Below are 17,257 nucleotides of genomic sequence, written 5' to 3' on the forward strand. Positions count from 1 at the left end.
CGAGTATCACCTGCCGGATCCGCGCTGGCCGAACTGCCGGATGAAGGCCTGCCAGCTGTCACGGGAGACGGTGACGAGGGGGCCGTCCGGCTGCTTGCTGTCGCGGACGGCTCGGCCGCCGGGGGCTGTGTTGGCGACCTCTACGCAAGCGTTCTCCTGCCCCGAGTACGACGACTTCCAGAAGGGGCTTACGACCTCGGTCACGATCAGGCTTCCTTGATGCTCCGGAGTATGCCCCGGATGAGCTTCGCGCTCGCGTCCGGCGTCAGCGCTGACGATCGTAGTAGGTCGAACGCATTGGCGTAAGCGGCAAGGTCCTCGGCCCCTTCAAGGACCGACGTGCCCCGCAGATTGTCCATGGCGACCGCTTCGACCGTCGGCTCCTCGTCAAAGCTGAAGGAGTAGAAAGCGGAGGAGTAACCGGCCAGGATGCCCGCGCTGAACGGCAGCACCTGCACAGTGACGTTCTTCCGCTTGCCGATCTCCAGGATCGCGGACAACTGCTCCTGGTGAATCTCAACGCTCACCAGCGGCTGCGCGAGGACCCCTTCCCAGAGGATGACCGTGTACGACGCTCCACCCTCTTCGATCTTCGCTTGCCGCCCCAGGCGCACCTTCACCAATTGGGCGGCCCGCTCCGGTTCGATGTAGTGGGGGCCGTGGGCGATAACCGCCTCCGCATAGGCCGGAGTTTGAAGGAGCCCCGGCATCATGACCGGCTGCCACTCGCGGATGTAGGTCGCGTCGTCCTCCAATGCGATGTGATCGACGTAGTCCGGCCGCAGGTGCTCAGCATGTTCGAGCCACCAGCCCCGGTTCTTGGAGTGCTTCGCCAACTCCTCCAGCTTGTCCCGCACTTCCGGGTCCGTCACGCCGTACGCCTCCAGCAGCAGTCGTACCTCGATGACGCGCGCAGTGACGTGTCCGCTCTCAAGGCGGCTGATCCTGGCCTGACTTGATGCGATGACCTCGGCGGCCTGCGGCTGATCGAAATTGGCAGCCTGCCGGTACTGCCTGAGCGCCATGCCAAGACGCCTGCTGCGCACCGTCGGCCGTCCACCTGCGGGCATAGGACCTCCCTCTCCAGCGGCAACGATGCCACAGGGCCGTCGCCTCCTGAGAGCGCATCACTCGATCGAGTGGACGAGTGCATGTATTCACTTGAGTGGATTGCGTGTGTGTCGAATACGGCCGTAGCTTCGTGAAGGCGCCTCAATCAAGCGCACCTTGACGGCACGTCAGGAGGTACGGCACCCCCATGCCCGAAACCGAAACCTTCCGCATCCCCAAGCACAGAAGGCACGTCCCCGCCGCACGTCAGCGCGTCGGCAAGGTCCTCGCGGACTGGGGAATCACGGGCGGACTCGCCGACGACGTGACCCTTTCGACGAACGAGCTGGTGACCAACGCCGTGACCCACTGCCGGGTCTCCTGCGCCCAGATCAAGGTCACCCTCACGCTTCGGGAGCCGTACCTCTTCCTGGAGGTCCACGACCCCGACCGGGACCGGCTTCCCGAGCCGCATGACTCCGGCCCCGACGCCGAGGGCGGGCGCGGGCGCGGGCTCACCCTGGTGAGGCTGCTGGCCCACGGCTGGGGCCACGGGCAGCTGCCGTACACGAAGTGCGTGTGGGCGCGGTTCATGCTCCCGGAGCGGCCGGAGAGGACGGGGCATGTTCCGGCTGTTTTATGACCACGCCGTCCGCCTGTTCAGCCGGTCACACGCCAACGCCCGCCCCGTGCCCAGCAAATGGGCCCTCGCTCAGGAGACCCGAGCACCGGACCCGTACGTCTGGCGGCTTCCGAGCCCGTACGACGCCCGCTGGCGCCGCTGGGCCCGCCGCAACCGCGAGGCCGGCCACCGGCTGCCGTTTCCGCGCGACGAGGACTGCTGGCCCATCCCCGTGCACTCCGGCACCGGCATGCCTCTCTGGGAAGCCGCCGACGACGTGGTTCGGCCGTACGTTGTCAGATTCTGAGGTTTCGCGGCGCTCGGCCGGTGGGCGCCTCGACGGTGTAGCGGTCGGTGGCCAGGCTCCAGTCGAGGTTGCCGCGGATCCAGGTGCGCAGTCCGTCGATGTAGGTGCGTGTCCGCACATCGTCGTGATGGCGGACGACCTGGTCGGCCTGGTGGAGGAAGGCGGCTGTCTCCGCCTTGTGGAGGTCGACGGCGGCTTCCAGTGCCTGTGGTAGAGGGCAATGCCGTTCCTGGGCGATGCAGTTGATGAGGTTCAGGGCGCCGGGCCAGGCCAGTTCGCGGGGGCCGGAGAGGATGTCGTTGGTGTAGCCCACGATGCGCGCGGCGGGCACCGACCCCGCAGATCACCGAAGCAACATCGTGTGACATACGTCCCCCACGTCGCAGGCTGCGGTGCGAGCCCGCGTGTCGTCCTCATGGAGCCCGCGCCGGGACACGCCACCGAACACCACCAGCCGAAGTGACCCCGGACTCAAGCACGTTGAACGCGCCGAAGGTTCCGCAACGGCCGGGCCCGGCGCGAGGCCGACTGCCTGCGCCGCACCGGTCCCCGCTCTCACGTGCGGTGGCCGGGCTGCCGCGTCGTTCCCCGCCGGGGTGAGACCCGGGGGCCGAGAGGCCATGGACCCTTTCTGCACCGCCGCGAACGACGACTCCCATCACCGCACCCCCTCTTCCACCAGAGCGGCGACCGAACCTCCTCACATGCTGCGGCCCACTCAGTTGATGCTTCAACAGGCGCATGAAAGCGCTATCGCGGCAAACGGCGCTGTACGCGCTCATCGCAGCAACAGCGCACGACGGCGCGACAATTGCGCCGAACCATGCCACTGGTACCGGCAGACTTCCCGCTCCCGCGGGCACGCCGTCCGGAACTCCGAGGAAGTCGACGCCGGATGGAACGCCAACGAGGTGCCGTGCGACGGCGAGCACCACCACGACGTGCTCCTCAGTACAGCCAGACGCCGAGGGCCATGATCGCAAGGCCGACAACCGTGAAGCACCCCATCGTGCCGAGGAGCACACGCCAAAGCTCCAGGTGACGGGGCTGTTCGGGGCTGCGCCACGTGGTCACGGCCGCGAGCACTCCCGCAAGGATGAGCGCGCACCCGGCGGCCACAAGGAGCACCCCGAAGAAGGGAGCCCAGCCCGGGTCGTAGTTCGGGTTGTTGTGCGCGACCCCTGCCAGGATCACGTCCCCGAGCTCATTGCGCACAGATCACTCGTCTTCTTTCTCGACAACCTTGGTCGGATTGCTCCAGGTCCGGTGGCAGGCTTGCTGCTCGGCGTGGTCCAGCCCTGCCGGTGCGGGCCGGGGTGTGCGGCTCAGTACAGCCATACGCCCAAGGCGATGATCGTGAGACCCACGACCGTGAGGCAACCCAACGTGCCGAGGAGTACACGCCACTGGCCTCGGTAACGCGGCTCCTCGGCGCTGCGCCACGTCGTGACGACCGCGAACACTCCCGCAAGGATGAGCATGCCCCCGACCGCTACGACGAGCAGCCCGAAGAAACGCTCCCAGGTGAACGGGTGATGCGGGTTCGGAGTCCAGACAGCCGCAAGTCTCATGTCGCCCACATCTCACTGGTCCGGTACGGGAGCGGTACCGGTCCCTGGTCGCCCGACGTGACGCGGGTATGCGGGGCCTCGTGGGTCGAAGTGCCGCTCGTGCACTGTCACAACAGCCCGAAGCTCCAGCCGGCGATGGCAAGACCGATCACGAGGATCACCGGCCCGAGAACGTAGTTGCCCAACTTCTTCTGATCGCTGACGTTCCAGAGAGCGACGGTCAGGGCGGCGCCGACGACGGCGATCAGGCATCCGCCAACCCCGAGGAGCGCCCAGAAGAAGCCGGCCCAGGTGGCGGGGTGGTCCGGGTTGGGGTTCGAAACGGCCGCAAGCCGCACGTCGCCGATCATGCTCACTCGTCCTTCGCCAGATCCTGGACATCCGTCTCGATGCCTGAGCCGGCAGCGTAGACGCCCGTGTTCAAGGTGGTTCCCACGGTGTTCTTGAACGCGCTGTCGGCCAGCTCGCCCCGGTCACTGAGGTTCTTGCCGCCGAGACTCCCGTGCTGCTCCAAGGCATGGTTGACACCGTGGTTCTGGGCGTTCCCGAAGGCGCCGGTTGCGGCGTTCGTGAGGGCGTTCTGGCCCATCGTCGAGGCATCCCGGTCGTTGGCGATGTCAGTCGTGAGCCCACCGGCCACGTTGCCCGCTGCACCGTTGACGGTGGTGCCCAGCAGGCCGTCTCCCCTCAGGATGTTGCCGGCCACCCCGGTCAGTCCGGCCGTGTCCGCGAGCGCCGCGCCGCCTCCGGTGAACACGGCTGTTCCGCCGGCGGCCCAAGCGCCGCTGGCGAGGTCGTCTCCGACCGTCACGGGCTGGCCGTTGACGGCCTGGTTGAGCATCGTGCTGCCCGAGTCCGCCACGAAGTTCGTGACGAAGCTCTCGGCGCCTTTCTTGAGGAACTTCGCGGCGAACTCGGCAACCTTCGCCAGCTTCACCGCCCCTTCCTCGCTGAGCTTGCCGAACCGCTCCAGGAGCGCCGCCACCTTCTCCGCAGCCGACGTGAACAGCTTCACCAGGTCGACGATCTTGGCGACCCGGGTGGCCACGGCCGTGTTCGCGACGAGGTCGGAGAGGAAACCGGTGAAGAAGGAGAGCGCGGCGCCCGCGATCTCCATCTCGGCGATCTCGACGCAGATGTCGATGATCTCCTCGTTGATCTTGTCGATCTCGTCGGCGTACGCCCGCAGCCCGTCGGCCACCTGGTGGAAGTTGTGCGCAACGTCGTCGATGACGCGCTTCTGCTCCGCCCAGTGCTTCTCGAAGGCATCGCGGGCCTCGCCGTGCCAGCCCTGCTTGTCGACGCCCTGGATTTGCACGTCGAGGGCGTGCGCGACCTCGGTCAGCTCCTTGCCCATGGTGTCCCAGGCACCGGCGATCGTACGGAGCGTGTCGCCGTTGCCGCCCGGGAGCTCCACTCCGCAGGCCTGCAGGATGTCCAGAACCTTGCCGTCGATCCAGCTGTTGATGCTCACGCCGGGCCTCCTGCCGGCCGGGTCGCGGCGCGTAGGTGCTCGATGGCGGTCTGGTCCGAGTTCTTGTAGTTGGTGGCGTTGAGACGCAGCCGGTCGCCGTCGCTGGTGAAAACGGCGGGCAGCTGCCCGAGCGCCTTGAGGGTGCCGGTCAGCAGCGTCTGGTACTTCTGCGCCGCACCGTCGCAGGCACCGAGCAGGCCGAAGGCCTCTCCGATCTGAGACGCGGTCGCCGCGAAGGCGTCGATCGGTTTCGCCAGGTCCTTCGCTTCCCTGTCGAACTTCCCGGCAAGCTCGTTCAGCGTGTCGGGGTCGACACCGAACTGGCTCATTACCGCTCCCCCGTTGTTGAGTACATGAGCAGGCACCAGCAGTACCGGAGGCGGTGATCCGCCGGGAAGGGCTGTTTGCGGGTTCAAAAGGACTGTTTGCGGGTTCAAGACGCGATGATGACGCTCCCTTGGCCCCTTACCTCTCAGGTCATCGACCCCACCGCGCCGCCCCTGCCACGATCGTCGGCATACGGACCCCGACCGACCGGAAGGACGGCAACACGCCATGACCGCCTACGCCATAGCCCACCTGCAGGAAGCCGCCCCGCACCCGGAGATCGCCGAGTACATCGAGCGGATCGCCGGCACCTTCGAGCCGTACGGCGGCCGTTTCCTGGTGCACGCCACGCAGCACGAGGTCAGGGAAGGCAGCTGGCCCGGGCACGTGGTCGTCATCGGTTTTCCGGGGATCGCCGAGGCGCGGGCCTGGTGGGACTCGCCCGCTTACCAGGAAATCGCGCCGCTGCGCTCGCGGCACATCGACGGCGACATCATCCTGGTCGAGGGCGTCCCCGTGGACTACGACCCCGCCTCCACCGCACGTGCGATGCGCGAGGCCCTGGCTGCCCAGTAGCACCGCAAGCCGATCACCTGCCCAGCACCACCGTCCCCGAGGAGCAGAACCAGCCCCCGGTGCCCGAGGCCACCCCCAGCCGGGGCAACTCCCCGTCCGAAGCCCGCACCTGCCGCGCCCCCGCCTCCCCCCGCAACTGCCGTACCGCCTCCACCAGCAGGAACAACCCGCGCATCCCGGGATGTTGGGCCGACAGCCCGCCGCCGTCCGTGTTCACCGGCAGCTCCCCGCCCTCGACCCTCAGCCGCCCCTTCTCCACGAACGCCCCGCCCTCCCCCTTCCCGCAGAACCCGAGATCCTCGAGCGTCACCAGGGTCATGTAGGTGAAGGCGTCGTAGATCTGCGCGAAGTCCATCTCCGAGGGCCCGACCCCGGCCCGCTCGAACGCCAGCCGTCCGCTCACCGCCGCCGGCGACACCGTGAAGTCGGGCCACTCGGACATCGCGGCGTGCGAGACGTGCTCCCCGGTGCCGAGCACCCAGACCGGAGCGGTACGGCAGTCCCGTACGTACTCCTCGGCGGCCAGCAGGACCGCCGCCCCGCCGTCGGAACGCAGGCAGCAGTGCAGCTTGGTGAAGGGGTCCGCGATCATCGGGCCGGAGAGGACCTCGTCCACGGTGATCGGGGTGCGGAACATCGCGTCCGGGTTCAGCGCGGCATTCGCCCTCGTCTGTACGGCGACGGACGCCAACTGCTCGATGGTCGTGCCGTGTTCGATCATGTGGCGGCGGGCCGCCATCGCGTACTTGGCGATCAGCGTGTGGCCGTACGGCACCTCGAACTGCAGCGGGCCCCGCGCGCCGAAGGACAGGTTGCCGGTGCGGCGGCCCGCCTTGATGTCCGCGCGGGCCGTCGAGCCGTAGGCCAGCAGGACCGCGTTCGCATGCCCCGCCGCTATCGCGTCCGCCGCGTGGGCCGCCATTACTTCCCAGGTCGAGCCCCCGACCGCCGTGGAGTCGACCCAGGTGGGGCGCAGGCCCAGGTACTCGGCCACCTCGACGGGCGCGAGGGTGCCCGTGCCCGCCGAGGCGAAGCCGTCCACCACCTCACGGCCCAGCCCCGCGTCGGCCAGTGCGCGACGGGCCGCCTGGGCGTGCAGGGTGTACGGGGTCGCCTCGTCCACGCGGCCGCAGTCGGAGAGGGCCACGCCGACCACGGCGACTTTCCGGCTCCGGGGAGTCACGTATGTCATGCGAGGCCTCCTGCCTCTGTGCATCTCGTTGCGCCGCTCCTAATATGACGGACCGTCAGATCCTGAAGGAAGAGAGTGGGGGACAGCCATGGACGCCGGCTTCACGGCCGAGCAGGACGGGATCCGCCGTGCCCTGCGCGAACTGCTCCGCAAACGCTGCGGCCCCGCGGAACTGCGCGCCGCCCTCGACGCCCCCGCCGGACACGACCCGGCCCTGTGGACCGCCCTCGCCGACCAACTCGGCCTGCCCGGACTCGCCCTCCCGGAGGCGTACGGCGGAATCGGCTGCTCCACGACCGAACTCGCCCTGGCGGCCGAGGAGACGGGCAGGGCCCTCGCCCCCTCCCCGCTGCTCGCGACCTGTGCGCTCGCCGCACCCCTGATCCTCGCCCTCGGCACCGACACCCAACGCGCCGACCTGCTGCCCCGCATCGCCGACGGCACCCTCACGGCCGCCCTCGCCGTCCCGGGCCCGGCCCTCGCCACCGCCCTCGCCCTCACCGGCACCGGCGACGGCGACTGGGCGGGCGGGGGTCGCGCGGGGGGCGTCCAGGCCAGGCGGGCGGGCGACGGCTGGCGGCTGTACGGGCAGATCGACCAGGTGCTGGACGGCCACAGCGCGCAGCTCCTGCTGGTCGCCGCCCACACCGGCGGCTTCGCCCGCTCGCGCACCCTCCTCTTCCTTGTGACGGGGGACGCGGCCGGGCTCGTACGCATACGCCAGACCGCGCTCGACGCGACCCGCCCGCAGGCGCGTGTCCAACTACGGGACGTGGAAGCCGAGTTGCTGGGTACGGAAGACGGCGGTGAGGTTCTCGCCGCCCTCTCCGCAGTGGGGGGCACGGCGGCCGCCGTGCTGGCCTGCGAAGCCGTCGGGGCCGCCGACCACGCGCTGGAGCGGACCGTCGAATACGTCAAGCAACGCGAGCAGTTCGGCCGGGCGATCGGCTCCTTTCAGGCCGTGAAGCACCGGCTGGCCGACGTGTACGTCCAGGTCCAGGCGGCACGCTCGGCCGCCTACTACGCCGCCTGGGCCGCCGGCCACGAATCAGGAGGTGGGGCGCGAAGCGCCTCGTTGGAAGGGCGGGGGCGGGAGACGGGTGGGCGGGTGGGCGGGCTCGCCCTGGCGCAGGCGCTCGATGCGCTGCGCGGTGCCGCCGCCGAAGGGATCCAGTTGCATGGCGGCATCGGTTTCACCTGGGAACACGAGGCGCATCTGTACTTCAAGCGCGCCGCGGGAGACGAGTTGCTGTTCGGGCCGGTGCACCGGCTGCGGGCGCACGCCGCCGACGCGGCGCATCTCTTCGAGCAGGGTCGCGAGGTGGCGGTGTGATCGGCGAACGGCTGGTGCAGAAGGTGTCCTCCACGAGGGGCTTCGCGAAGGTGGCGCCGCACGTCGTGCCGCCGCTCGACAAGGCCGTACACCGGCTGACGCGCGGAAAATACCTGCTCAGCGCACAGATGCTGCCCGGAGTGATCCTTACGACCACGGGTGCGAGGAGCGGCGTCCGTCGTCGTACGCCACTCGCCTGTATGCCGGAGGAGGGCGGCTGGCTCCTCATAGGCTCCAATTTCGGCCGTACCGACCATCCCGCCTGGACGCACAACCTCCTCGCCCATCCCGACGCCGAGATCAGCTGGAAGGGCCAGGACATCCCGGTCACGGCCCGGTTGCTGGAGGGTGAGGAGAGGGCGGCGGCCTGGAAGGCGTTGTTGGCCTTCTGGCCGCCGTATGCGACGTATCAGGCTCGGGTGGAGCGGGAGATACGGGTGTTCAGGGTTGTGCGCAGGTAGTCGGTGTCAGCGGGACGACTGGTTATGGGTGCAGGCCACGTCGTACTGGGAGACCGAGTGCGCGTTCTTGGAGTTCTGGGGCTGTTCGCCGGCGTAGTGAGTGCCGGCGTTGCCGTCGGGGTTGAAGGCGGAGCCGGGCGCAGTGGCTGAGTTCCCCGGAGGATTGGGGGTCTCCTCGCAGGACGCGCCGGGCTGGGCCGCGAAGGCTACGCCCGCGCCTCCGGCCATCAGGGCCACCGACGCCACACCGACGGCCGCACGCTTCAGAAGCTTCATGATCGCCTCTCCTCTCGTGAGGCATGTGCGGAGTACGTACCCATACCTACGCAAACCGGTCGCAGAGTGTTCAATGAGCCGAGCTACAACGTCGCCAACCGCTGCACCAGCAAAAACGCCCCGATCCCCAGCATCGCCGCCCCCGACGTCCGCGTCACCGCCCGCGCCGCGGACGGGCGGGTGCCCAGGATGGCCCGGGCGCCCAGCCCCACCGTGAGGTAGACGGCGGCGCAGCACGCCATGTGGAGCAGGCCGAGGGTGGCGGTCTGGACGGGGACCGGCAGGCTCCCGTGGGGGGTCAGAAACTGCGGCAGGACCGACAGGTACAGCAGCAGCCCCTTGGGGTTCAGACCGCTGATCGTCGCGCCGCGCAGAAAGACGCGGGCGCGGGAGGTGTCCGCCGGTTCGTCCGCCGTCCCCGGCGCCCCGGGGCTGCGCAGCACCCCCCATCCCAGCCACACCAGATACCCGGCCCCCGCCACCGTCAGCGCGGTCAGCAGCCGCGGCTCGCCCGCCACCAGCACCGCGAGTCCTGCCGTCGCCAGCGCCGTGTGCACTGCGTACCCGGCGACCAGACCGCCCACCGCCCACCCGACGGAACGCCCGCGCAGTCCGGCCGAGATCGCGTACGCCCAGTCGGCGCCCGGCACGCACACCAGCAGAAGATCGAGGGCGAGGAAGGAAAGCAGCAGTCCGGTGTTCATGCGAGCGAGATTAGGCCTGAATGTCCCGAAAGTGTTCCCGTATTTTGCTCACTCAGCCCCGGTTCGTGGAAGGATCCACTCCATGGACGACGTTGATCGGAAAATCCTTGCCGAGCTGCAGCAGGACGGGCGACTGACCGTGACCGAGCTGGCCGGGCGGGTGCGGCTGAGTGTCTCGCCGTGTCACCGGCGGCTGCGGGAGCTGGAGCGGTCGGGGGCGATCAGCGGGTACCGGGCGGTGGTGGACCCGGGCGCGGTGGGTCTCACCTTCGAGGCTCTGGTCTTCGTCTCCATGCGGCAGGAGGACCGGGACACGGTCGCCGAGTTCGAGCGGGCCCTCGCGGACATCCCCCATGTCCTGGATGCACAGCGGCTGTTCGGTGAGCCCGACTATCTGCTGCGGGTGGCCACCGCCGACCTCGCCGCCTTCCAGCGGCTGTACGACGAGCGGCTGGCGACGCTGCCGGGAGTGCAGCGGCTGACCTCGACGCTGGTGATGAAGCACGTGGTGCGGGACCGTCCGCTGCCCGCATAGCGCAGCAGGCGGCGGCTCACCATCGGGTGAACCACCGCCTGCCAGACAGGACTTGGGCCTCGAAAAAGAGACTCGAAAAAGAGATCTGTGAAGAGATCCGTGGCGAGATCTATTTCGTCGGCTTCTTGCCGGTCACGCCCAGGTGCACCAACAGCGCCAGGTTCGGCTTGAGTTCGGCCTGCTTGACGCCCCAGGTCTGGAATCCCTTCTGGTGCGAGGCGACCGCCGCGAGCATCGCGACCAGTGAACCGGCGACCGCCGCCGGGTTCACGTCCTTGTCGACCCTGCCCTTGGACTGCAGTTCTGCGATCGAGTCGGTGAGGGAGTTGTTCACCGAGTTGAGGATCTTCATGCGGATCTTGTAGAAGCGTTTGTCGCCCTCGGCCGCACCGAGGTCGACGACGCGCAGGATCGCGTCGTTCCTGCGCCAGAACTCGAGGAACCCGTCCACGAGTTCCTGCGCGGTCTGCCAACCGGCCTTGCCGACCCAGGAGCGGCCCTCGAGAAGCGCGGTCAACTGGCCGCCCTCGGTGGCCATTTGCTCGGCGATCTCCAGGACGGCGCCCTCGACGTCCGGGAAGTACTGGTAGAAGGTCGCGGGCGAAGTCCCCGCTTTCCGGGCGACATCGATGACTTTGACGTCCCGGTAAGGGGAGGAGCTGAGCATCTCGCTGAGGCAGTCGAGCAGCTTCTGCCGGGTCGCCTGCCCACGCCGACCGGCCACGCGGCCGTCGACGGTACGCACTTGTCCTGTCATGTCGTCAGCTTACCGAGGGGTGATGGGAGCGCGATTCGGCCGACTGCAAATGGGGTGCACGAGAGGGCGGAGACTGGCGTGCCTGGTCCTGCGGGGTGCGTGAGTCGCCGTTAGCTTGGCGGTATGGCCGAAAACAGGGCATCCGCGTACGGAGAGGGCGTCCCGTGCTGGGTGGACGCGCAGCTTCCCGATGTGGAGGCGGGCAAGCGGTTCTACGGCGAGCTCTTCGGGTGGACCTTCGAGGACCGGACGGAGGTGCCCGGCGGCTTCGTATGGGCCCGTAAGGAGGGGGAGCCGGTCGCCGCGCTCGCACGCAAGACGGACGGGCGGCTGCCCACCGTGTGGACCGTGTACTTCGCGACGCCGGACGCCGAGGCGCTGGCCGACCGGATCTGGGCGGCCGGCGGGCAGGTCGTCACGGCGCCCACGCCGGTCGCGGAGCTGGGCACGGTCGCGCTGGTCACCGACCCCGAGGGTGCCGTCTTCGGGCTCTGGCAGCCGGGCAGCCACCCCGGCTTCGGCCGACGGCACGAGCCCGGCACCTTCGCATGGGCCGAGCTGTACGCCCGTGACGTGGAGGTCGCCAACACCTTCTACGGCGATCTCTTCCACGACGCCCTGTTCGGGCCGGAGGCCAGGCCCGATTTCGGGCGGGCGGCCGTCTCGGAGGTCTTCCCGGCCGAGATGCCGCCCCACTTCCTGGTGCACTTCGGCGTCGCGGACTGTGACGAGGCACTCGGGACCGTGAGCCGTCTCGGGGGCCGGATCTGGGCGCCAGTATTCGAGACGTCGTACGGAAGGGTGGCCGTCGTCACCGACAATCAGGGGGCGTCGTTCGCGGTGCTGGAACGACGCAAGCAGACCGACTGAAAACTGCTGACTGAAAACTGCTGAAATAGACCTACTGAAACAGATCGTGCGGTGAAACATACCGTTTTGGGGTGAGGCATCCCGACTCGGTCCCGGGTTCGCAACCAGTGCCCGGGACAGGAAGAATCAGGGTGCGTGCCGCCATGGCGGTGCGGTGGTGAGACGCTGCACGGGGTCGCGTAGAGATGTGGCCGGCGCGGCCCGTACGGGGAGGTGGCAGGCAAGTGGTGGATCAGCTGACACAGCACGATCCGCGGCGTATCGGTCCGTTCGAGGTGCTGGGGCGGCTCGGTGCCGGCGGCATGGGGCTGGTCTATCTCGCACGCTCGGCGTCCGGCCGACGCGTGGCGATCAAGACCGTCCGGACGGAACTCGCCGAGGACCAGCTGTTCCGCGTCCGCTTCTCGCGCGAGGTCGAGGCCGCCCGGGCGGTCTCGGGCTTCTACACGGCGGCCGTGGTCGACGCCGACGCACGCGCCGCCGTGCCGTGGCTGGCCACCGCGTACGTGCCCGCGCCCTCCCTCGAAGAGATAGTGAACGAGTGCGGGCCGCTCCCGGCCCAGGCGGTGCGCTGGCTCGCGGCGGGTGTGGCCGAGGCGCTGCAGTCGATCCACGGCGCCGGTCTGGTGCACCGGGACCTGAAGCCCTCGAACGTCCTCGTCGTCGAGGACGGCCCCCGGGTGATCGACTTCGGTATCGCCTCCGGCGTCTCGAACACCCGTTTGACGATGACGAACGTGGCGGTGGGTACGCCCGCCTACATGTCGCCGGAGCAGGCGAAGGACTCGCGCTCCGTGACCGGTGCGAGCGACGTCTTCTCGCTCGGCTCGATGCTGGTCTTCGCAGCGACCGGGCACCCGCCCTTCCACGGCGCCAACCCGGTCGAGACGGTCTTCATGCTGCTGCGGGAGGGCCCGGACCTGGAGGGCCTCCCGGACGAGCTGCGCCCGCTCATCGAGTCCTGCATGCAGATGGAGGCGACGAACCGCCCCAACCCGGCCGACCTCCAGGCCCAGCTGGCCCCGCACCTGTTCGGCTCCGGCACCGACGACAGCGGTACGGCCTCGGCCTGGCTGCCCGAGCGTGCGGTCAGCCTGATCGAGGCGCGCCGCAACGGCCGCCCGGCGGCCAAGCCGGGCCAGGGCGGCGGCCGCAGCGGCGGCGGCGCCCGCCCCGCCCCCCTGCCGCCCCCGCCCTCGCACGACCCCGTCGTACCGGCGTCCCCCGTGCCCGTCGGCGCCCCCGACACCGGCCCCGTCCGGCTGGCCGGCGCCCAGGTGCCCATCGGCCCGGGACCGCGGGTCTCCGACGTCCGTGCCGCCGCCGTGAAGGCACCACCTCCGGAGGCCGCCCTCGCCGCCTCCTGGTCCAAGCCGCGCCCCGGCGTCAACGGCGCGGACCCCGTCGTGCCTTCGTCGCCCCCTGAGGCCACGACAGGCTGGCGCCCCTGGCGTTTCCGCATGTCGAACGACGTATGGGGCACCCCGTCGGTCTCCGGCGACCTCGTCTACGTCACCTCCTTCGAGGTGCACGCCCTGGACGTGGCCACCGGCCGCCGGCGCTTCAAGACACGGGACGTGGCCTGGTCGATGGCGGTCGCCGACGGCCGTATCCACGCCTCCGACGGGCCGACGCTGTTCGCACTGGACTGCCGTGAGGGCGCCGACCTGTGGCGGCTGTCCACGGACGCATGGGTTTACTCCCTCAAGGCCGACCGTGGCACCGTCGTCACCGGCACCCGCGGCGGAGGCGTCCAGGCCTGGGAGGCCTCGAACGGCCAGAAGCTGTGGGAACTGACCGGGGCGCAGACCGACTTCGAGTCCCCGGAGGCCGGGCCCGCCGTCCACGAGGGCACGGTCTACGTCTGGCAGGACGCCCGGCTGCGCGCCCTGGACGCCCGCAGCGGCAAGGAGCGCTGGTCCTACCCGATCGGCGACGCGGCCTCCTGCGGCGGCGTGCCGGTACGGGTGACTAACGCCCCGGACGGATACGTGTACGTCTCCGCCGGCACCCGGGTCCTGGCGATCGACGTGGCGACCGGCCATGTGAAGTGGCACTTCGAGGCCCCCGCGGTCTTCCTGTGCCCGCCCACCTTCGCGCCCGGCCCCGCGGTCACCGGCGGCGGCATCTACCTGGTCGACTACCTCGGCACGGTGTACGCCCTCGACGCCACCGACGGCCGCGACCGCTGGCGCATCGCAACCGAGTCCCGGGCGTCGATCGACCCCGTTCTGGTGGCCGCCGGGCACGTCCACGTGGGCAGCGGCAAGGGCCTGTACACCCTGGACGCGGTCACCGGCACGCCCAAGTGGCGCTTCCAGGCGGGCGGCGACATCGTGGGTGCCCCCGCGGTGGCGGAGGGCCGCATCCACTTCGGCTCCACGGACCACCTGCTCTACACCCTGAAGGCCGACGACGGCCGGCTGCGCTGGAAACTCGCGACCGGCGGCGAGATCACCGGCTCCCCGGTCGTGAAGGACGGCGTCGTGTACGCGTGCAGCAAGGACCGCTGTGTGTACGCGCTGGACGCGGAGAAGGGGACGGGGACCGCGCGGCCCGCCTGAGCTGCCGGGTGACGGCCGTCGTACCGGTGTCACGGAAGGGTGCGGACGGCGGCCGTCCCACCTAGACGCTACGCCGGGTGCGCGGGGGGCGCCAGGCGGTGATTCCGCCCCCTGGGGGCTGCCGCCCCCAGACCCCCGCTTCGGCCTGAACGGCCTCGTCCTCAAACGCCGGACGGGCTGAAAAGATCAAACCAGCGGCGGGGGCGAATCAACGCGTTCGGAACGACCTCCGGCGCCCGGCGAACAGCTCCGCCTGCCGTTCCTCCGGCAGGTTGCCGAGCGCGACCAGGTGGGCCGCCTGCGCGAACCCCGCGGCGACGGCGCCCTCCTTCGCCGCCCACAAGGCCCGCACCGTCCCCTGGACCCCCTCGGCCGGATACCCGGCGATCACCGTGGCGCACTCCGTCGCGGCCGCCAACGCCCCGCCGGGCTCGGTGACTTCGGAGACCAGCCCGATCTCGTACGCCCGTCGGGCCCCGATCCGCTCCGCCGCCCCCATCAGCATCATCCGCGCGACCTCCCCGTGCGGCATCCGCTGTGCCATGAGCACGGACTCGTAGGCGCTGACCATGCCGTAGGTGGTGTGCGGGTCGAAGAAGGCGGCGGTGGTGTCGGCGACGACGAAGTCCGACTCCCCGAGGAGATAGAAGGCGCCCCCGCAGGCCATGCCCTGCACGGCGGCGATGACCGGCTTCCACAGGTCGTTCGCCTTGGGGCCGACGCGCAGAAGCGGGTCGTCCGCCATGTAGGGGGAGTCGGGCTGTGGGACGACGGCGCTCCGGTCGAGGCCCGTGCAGAAGGCGCGCTCACCGGCGCCGGTGAGGACGACGGCGCGTACCGAGTCGTCGAACCGCAACCCCCGCCAGGTCTCCTGCAGTTCGTCCCGCATGGCCAGGTCGACGGCGTTGAGCCGCTCGGGCCGGTCGAGGGTGACGACCGCGACGCCGGTGTCCTTGTCGGTCAGCACCTTCACGTTCATGGGCGCTCCAGAACCCACTGCGGAAGACCCTCGCCGGTGAACACCACCTGCACCCTGGCACCGATCCGAATGCGTCCGGCCGGCACCGAGTCGAGTCGCGCACCGGCCTCGGCGACGAGGTTGCCGACGAGACGGATCCGCGGGGCGTCGGTGAGCTCGACGACGATCACGTTGTACGGGGCCTGCTCCGCGTAGTCGGGCAGGAGCGGCGGGTGGGGCACGACGTACGACCAGATACGGCCGTGTCCGGCGACCTCCCGCCATTCGCTCGCGAAGGACTGGCAGTGCGGGCAGCAGGGCCGCGGCGGGAAGCGGGGCTCTCCGCAGTCGGCGCAGGCCTGGACGCGGAGTTCGCCCTGGCGGGCGTAGCCCCAGAAGGGGGCGCCGTCGGAGTCGATGACGGGATCGAGCATGGGTCAACTCCTCAGGAGGAGAGCGGAGGTGGGGACGCCTTCCCCTGCCGTGACCAGGCAGGTGGCGGCGTCCGGGACCTGGGCGGTGCTGGTGCCGCGGAGCTGCCGTACGCCTTCGGTGATGAGGTTGAACCCGTGGACATAGGCCTCGCTCAGCCCGCCGCCGCTGGTGTTGAGGGGCAGCCGGCCGCCGATCTCCAGGGCGCCCTGCTCGGTGAACGCGCCGCCCTCGCCGCGGCCGCAGAAGCCGTAGCCCTCCAGGGAGAGCGGTATGAGCGCGGTGAACGCGTCGTAGATCTGGGCGACATCGACGTCCTGGGGCGTGAAGTCGGCGTGCTTCCAGAGGTGCCGGGCGGCGGTCCAGGCGGGGCCGGTGAGCGGGTCGTCGTTCCAGTAGTTGACCATGCCGTGGTGCTGGGCGGGCAGGCCCTGGGCGGCGGAGTGGACGTAGACGGGCCGGTGCCGGCAGTCCCGCGCCCGCTCGGCCGACACGACCACGCACGCCAACGCGCCGTCCGTCTCCAGGCAGTTGTCGAAGAGGCAGAGCGGCTCGCTGATCCAGCGGGAGGTCATGTACATCTCGCGGGTCAGGGGCCGCTCGTACATGACCGCGGCCGGGTTCTGGTTGGCGCGGTTGCGGCAGGCGAGGGCGACGTTGAAGAGGTGGTCGCGGGTCGCGCCGTACTCGTGCATGTAGCGGCGCGTCAGCATGGCGATCTCGTCCGCGGGGCGCAGCAGGCCGAAGGGGCGGGTCCACTGGGCGGGGGTGGGCAGCTGGACGGTGGTGTTCTTCCACGGGCGGGGGCCGCTGCCCCGCTTGCGTGAGCGCCAGGCGACGCCGACGGTGGCCTGACCGGAGGCTATGGCGGCCGCGAGATGGGCCACGGTGGCGCAGGAACCGCCGCCCCCGTATCCGACCTTGCTGAAGAAGGTGAGGTCACCGAAGCCGACGGCCTTCGCAAGCTCCACCTCGTCGGTCTCCTCCATGGTGTAGGAGGCGAGCGCGTCGACCTCGCCCGGTGCGACACCGGCGTCGTCGAGAGCGGCGAGGACGGCACGGCAGGCGAGGGTCCGCTCGTCCTCGTCGAGGCGCTTGGCGAAGGGGGTCTGCCCGATGCCTGCGATCGCGGTGGCGTCCTTCATCCCGGTGATTCCGGCCATGCTGGTGCACCTCCGCATGCAGTCCCCTCAGCTGACAGGGCGTCAGGCTACAGCTAATCTGACGGGTAGTCAGCAATGGGGTCTC

Annotated in this window: 23 protein-coding genes; 8 read left to right on the forward strand and 15 right to left on the reverse strand. The window is 69.9% G+C overall.

What is annotated here, in order from left to right; translation table 11 throughout:
* Window positions 1-6 precede the first annotated feature (6 nt).
* A complete protein-coding gene (locus ACFY1E_RS45665; RefSeq protein ID WP_389087924.1) occupies window positions 7-204 on the reverse strand; it encodes a DUF397 domain-containing protein in 198 nt (65 codons plus the stop codon).
* A 2-nt stretch (window positions 205-206) separates the two neighbouring features.
* Window positions 207-1,070, reverse strand: coding sequence for a helix-turn-helix domain-containing protein (locus ACFY1E_RS45670; RefSeq protein ID WP_389087927.1), 864 nt, complete (start codon window positions 1,068-1,070; stop codon window positions 207-209).
* A 188-nt stretch (window positions 1,071-1,258) separates the two neighbouring features.
* Between ACFY1E_RS45670 and ACFY1E_RS45675 the strand changes: the two genes are divergently transcribed.
* A complete protein-coding gene (locus tag ACFY1E_RS45675) occupies window positions 1,259-1,693 on the forward strand; it encodes an ATP-binding protein (protein ID WP_389087929.1) in 435 nt (144 codons plus the stop codon).
* Complete coding sequence (locus ACFY1E_RS45680) at window positions 1,674-1,979, forward strand: hypothetical protein (RefSeq protein WP_389087931.1); 306 nt, start codon at window positions 1,674-1,676, stop codon at window positions 1,977-1,979. Before ACFY1E_RS45675 ends, ACFY1E_RS45680 begins: the two co-directional genes overlap by 20 nt.
* On the opposite strand, the gene ACFY1E_RS45685 is transcribed toward ACFY1E_RS45680, so the two are convergent.
* From ACFY1E_RS45685 to ACFY1E_RS45710, 6 genes are all read right to left on the reverse strand, one after another.
* Window positions 1,969-2,310, reverse strand: a complete 342-nt coding sequence (locus tag ACFY1E_RS45685) for a hypothetical protein (protein WP_389087932.1) — start codon at window positions 2,308-2,310, stop codon at window positions 1,969-1,971. The two genes, ACFY1E_RS45680 and ACFY1E_RS45685, sit on opposite strands and share 11 nt — an antisense overlap.
* Before the next feature lie 617 nt (window positions 2,311-2,927).
* Complete coding sequence (locus tag ACFY1E_RS45690) at window positions 2,928-3,194, reverse strand: hypothetical protein (protein ID WP_389087934.1); 267 nt, start codon at window positions 3,192-3,194, stop codon at window positions 2,928-2,930.
* 110 nt (window positions 3,195-3,304) lie between these two features.
* The gene (locus tag ACFY1E_RS45695; RefSeq protein ID WP_389087936.1) at window positions 3,305-3,550 is read right to left on the reverse strand and encodes a hypothetical protein; all 246 of its coding nucleotides are present in this window, start codon (window positions 3,548-3,550) and stop codon (window positions 3,305-3,307) included.
* 107 nt (window positions 3,551-3,657) lie between these two features.
* Window positions 3,658-3,900 carry a hypothetical protein gene (locus ACFY1E_RS45700; RefSeq protein ID WP_389087939.1) on the reverse strand — a complete coding sequence of 81 codons (243 nt, stop codon included), beginning with the start codon at window positions 3,898-3,900 and terminating at the stop codon, window positions 3,658-3,660.
* Window positions 3,901-3,902: 2 nt separating this feature from the next.
* A complete protein-coding gene (locus ACFY1E_RS45705; protein WP_389087941.1) occupies window positions 3,903-5,024 on the reverse strand; it encodes a WXG100 family type VII secretion target in 1,122 nt (373 codons plus the stop codon).
* Window positions 5,021-5,353 carry a type VII secretion target gene (locus ACFY1E_RS45710; RefSeq protein WP_389087944.1) on the reverse strand — a complete coding sequence of 111 codons (333 nt, stop codon included), beginning with the start codon at window positions 5,351-5,353 and terminating at the stop codon, window positions 5,021-5,023. Before ACFY1E_RS45710 ends, ACFY1E_RS45705 begins: the two co-directional genes overlap by 4 nt.
* A gap of 226 nt (window positions 5,354-5,579) precedes the next feature.
* Between ACFY1E_RS45710 and ACFY1E_RS45715 the strand changes: the two genes are divergently transcribed.
* Window positions 5,580-5,927 (forward strand): DUF1330 domain-containing protein, encoded by a 348-nt coding sequence (locus ACFY1E_RS45715; RefSeq protein WP_389087946.1) that lies wholly within the window; start codon window positions 5,580-5,582, stop codon window positions 5,925-5,927.
* Window positions 5,928-5,940: 13 nt separating this feature from the next.
* On the opposite strand, the gene ACFY1E_RS45720 is transcribed toward ACFY1E_RS45715, so the two are convergent.
* Window positions 5,941-7,110 carry an acetyl-CoA acetyltransferase gene (locus ACFY1E_RS45720; protein WP_389088041.1) on the reverse strand — a complete coding sequence of 390 codons (1,170 nt, stop codon included), beginning with the start codon at window positions 7,108-7,110 and terminating at the stop codon, window positions 5,941-5,943.
* A gap of 97 nt (window positions 7,111-7,207) precedes the next feature.
* Between ACFY1E_RS45720 and ACFY1E_RS45725 the strand changes: the two genes are divergently transcribed.
* Both ACFY1E_RS45725 and ACFY1E_RS45730 read left to right on the forward strand, forming a co-directional pair.
* Complete coding sequence (locus ACFY1E_RS45725; RefSeq protein ID WP_389087949.1) at window positions 7,208-8,452, forward strand: acyl-CoA dehydrogenase family protein; 1,245 nt, start codon at window positions 7,208-7,210, stop codon at window positions 8,450-8,452.
* Window positions 8,449-8,913 carry a nitroreductase family deazaflavin-dependent oxidoreductase gene (locus ACFY1E_RS45730; protein WP_389087951.1) on the forward strand — a complete coding sequence of 155 codons (465 nt, stop codon included), beginning with the start codon at window positions 8,449-8,451 and terminating at the stop codon, window positions 8,911-8,913. Before ACFY1E_RS45725 ends, ACFY1E_RS45730 begins: the two co-directional genes overlap by 4 nt.
* Before the next feature lie 6 nt (window positions 8,914-8,919).
* Here the strand turns inward: ACFY1E_RS45730 and ACFY1E_RS45735 are convergent, their stop codons facing one another.
* Window positions 8,920-9,189, reverse strand: coding sequence for a hypothetical protein (locus ACFY1E_RS45735; protein WP_389087953.1), 270 nt, complete (start codon window positions 9,187-9,189; stop codon window positions 8,920-8,922).
* 83 nt (window positions 9,190-9,272) lie between these two features.
* Window positions 9,273-9,893 carry a LysE family translocator gene (locus tag ACFY1E_RS45740; RefSeq protein WP_389087956.1) on the reverse strand — a complete coding sequence of 207 codons (621 nt, stop codon included), beginning with the start codon at window positions 9,891-9,893 and terminating at the stop codon, window positions 9,273-9,275.
* An 82-nt stretch (window positions 9,894-9,975) separates the two neighbouring features.
* Here ACFY1E_RS45740 and ACFY1E_RS45745 point away from each other — a divergent pair, with 82 nt between their 5' ends.
* Window positions 9,976-10,428, forward strand: a complete 453-nt coding sequence (locus ACFY1E_RS45745) for an Lrp/AsnC family transcriptional regulator (RefSeq protein WP_389087958.1) — start codon at window positions 9,976-9,978, stop codon at window positions 10,426-10,428.
* Window positions 10,429-10,537: 109 nt separating this feature from the next.
* Here the strand turns inward: ACFY1E_RS45745 and ACFY1E_RS45750 are convergent, their stop codons facing one another.
* Window positions 10,538-11,173: a TetR family transcriptional regulator gene (locus ACFY1E_RS45750; protein WP_389088043.1), complete on the reverse strand. Its 636-nt coding sequence runs from the start codon at window positions 11,171-11,173 to the stop codon at window positions 10,538-10,540.
* 135 nt (window positions 11,174-11,308) lie between these two features.
* On the opposite strand from ACFY1E_RS45750, the gene ACFY1E_RS45755 reads away from it, so the two are divergent.
* Together ACFY1E_RS45755 and ACFY1E_RS45760 are read left to right on the forward strand one after the other, a co-directional pair.
* Window positions 11,309-12,055: a VOC family protein gene (locus ACFY1E_RS45755; RefSeq protein ID WP_389087960.1), complete on the forward strand. Its 747-nt coding sequence runs from the start codon at window positions 11,309-11,311 to the stop codon at window positions 12,053-12,055.
* Window positions 12,056-12,279: 224 nt separating this feature from the next.
* The gene (locus ACFY1E_RS45760) at window positions 12,280-14,619 is read left to right on the forward strand and encodes a PQQ-binding-like beta-propeller repeat protein (protein ID WP_389087962.1); all 2,340 of its coding nucleotides are present in this window, start codon (window positions 12,280-12,282) and stop codon (window positions 14,617-14,619) included.
* Window positions 14,620-14,827: 208 nt separating this feature from the next.
* Here ACFY1E_RS45760 and ACFY1E_RS45765 read toward each other — a convergent pair whose 3' ends face one another.
* The 3 genes from ACFY1E_RS45765 to ACFY1E_RS45775 are packed head-to-tail and all read right to left on the reverse strand — an operon-like array spanning window position 14,828 to window position 17,172.
* Window positions 14,828-15,598 carry an enoyl-CoA hydratase/isomerase family protein gene (locus ACFY1E_RS45765; protein ID WP_389087964.1) on the reverse strand — a complete coding sequence of 257 codons (771 nt, stop codon included), beginning with the start codon at window positions 15,596-15,598 and terminating at the stop codon, window positions 14,828-14,830.
* A complete protein-coding gene (locus ACFY1E_RS45770) occupies window positions 15,595-16,011 on the reverse strand; it encodes a Zn-ribbon domain-containing OB-fold protein (RefSeq protein ID WP_389087967.1) in 417 nt (138 codons plus the stop codon). The genes ACFY1E_RS45765 and ACFY1E_RS45770 overlap by 4 nt, the downstream gene beginning before the upstream one ends.
* A gap of 3 nt (window positions 16,012-16,014) precedes the next feature.
* Window positions 16,015-17,172 carry a lipid-transfer protein gene (locus ACFY1E_RS45775; protein WP_389087969.1) on the reverse strand — a complete coding sequence of 386 codons (1,158 nt, stop codon included), beginning with the start codon at window positions 17,170-17,172 and terminating at the stop codon, window positions 16,015-16,017.
* Between the last annotated feature and the right edge of the window lie 85 nt (window positions 17,173-17,257).

Source organism: Streptomyces sp. NPDC001604 (genome assembly GCF_042893475.1).
GTDB lineage: Bacteria > Actinomycetota > Actinomycetes > Streptomycetales > Streptomycetaceae > Streptomyces.

What these genes read in the sequence shown, in the direction of transcription:
- ACFY1E_RS45670 (WP_389087927.1), bottom strand. Translation starts at nt 1,070, where the DNA reads ATGCCCGCAGGTGGACGGCCGACGGTGCGCAGCAGGCGTCTTGGCATG.
- ACFY1E_RS45675 (WP_389087929.1), top strand. Translation starts at nt 1,259, where the DNA reads ATGCCCGAAACCGAAACCTTCCGCATCCCCAAGCACAGAAGGCACGTC.
- ACFY1E_RS45680 (WP_389087931.1), top strand. Translation starts at nt 1,674, where the DNA reads ATGTTCCGGCTGTTTTATGACCACGCCGTCCGCCTGTTCAGCCGGTCA.
- ACFY1E_RS45695 (WP_389087936.1), bottom strand. Translation starts at nt 3,550, where the DNA reads ATGAGACTTGCGGCTGTCTGGACTCCGAACCCGCATCACCCGTTCACC.
- ACFY1E_RS45700 (WP_389087939.1), bottom strand. Translation starts at nt 3,900, where the DNA reads ATGATCGGCGACGTGCGGCTTGCGGCCGTTTCGAACCCCAACCCGGAC.
- ACFY1E_RS45710 (WP_389087944.1), bottom strand. Translation starts at nt 5,353, where the DNA reads ATGAGCCAGTTCGGTGTCGACCCCGACACGCTGAACGAGCTTGCCGGG.
- ACFY1E_RS45715 (WP_389087946.1), top strand. Translation starts at nt 5,580, where the DNA reads ATGACCGCCTACGCCATAGCCCACCTGCAGGAAGCCGCCCCGCACCCG.
- ACFY1E_RS45725 (WP_389087949.1), top strand. Translation starts at nt 7,208, where the DNA reads ATGGACGCCGGCTTCACGGCCGAGCAGGACGGGATCCGCCGTGCCCTG.
- ACFY1E_RS45735 (WP_389087953.1), bottom strand. Translation starts at nt 9,189, where the DNA reads ATGAAGCTTCTGAAGCGTGCGGCCGTCGGTGTGGCGTCGGTGGCCCTG.
- ACFY1E_RS45740 (WP_389087956.1), bottom strand. Translation starts at nt 9,893, where the DNA reads ATGAACACCGGACTGCTGCTTTCCTTCCTCGCCCTCGATCTTCTGCTG.
- ACFY1E_RS45745 (WP_389087958.1), top strand. Translation starts at nt 9,976, where the DNA reads ATGGACGACGTTGATCGGAAAATCCTTGCCGAGCTGCAGCAGGACGGG.
- ACFY1E_RS45755 (WP_389087960.1), top strand. Translation starts at nt 11,309, where the DNA reads ATGGCCGAAAACAGGGCATCCGCGTACGGAGAGGGCGTCCCGTGCTGG.
- ACFY1E_RS45765 (WP_389087964.1), bottom strand. Translation starts at nt 15,598, where the DNA reads ATGAACGTGAAGGTGCTGACCGACAAGGACACCGGCGTCGCGGTCGTC.
- ACFY1E_RS45770 (WP_389087967.1), bottom strand. Translation starts at nt 16,011, where the DNA reads ATGCTCGATCCCGTCATCGACTCCGACGGCGCCCCCTTCTGGGGCTAC.
- ACFY1E_RS45775 (WP_389087969.1), bottom strand. Translation starts at nt 17,172, where the DNA reads ATGGCCGGAATCACCGGGATGAAGGACGCCACCGCGATCGCAGGCATC.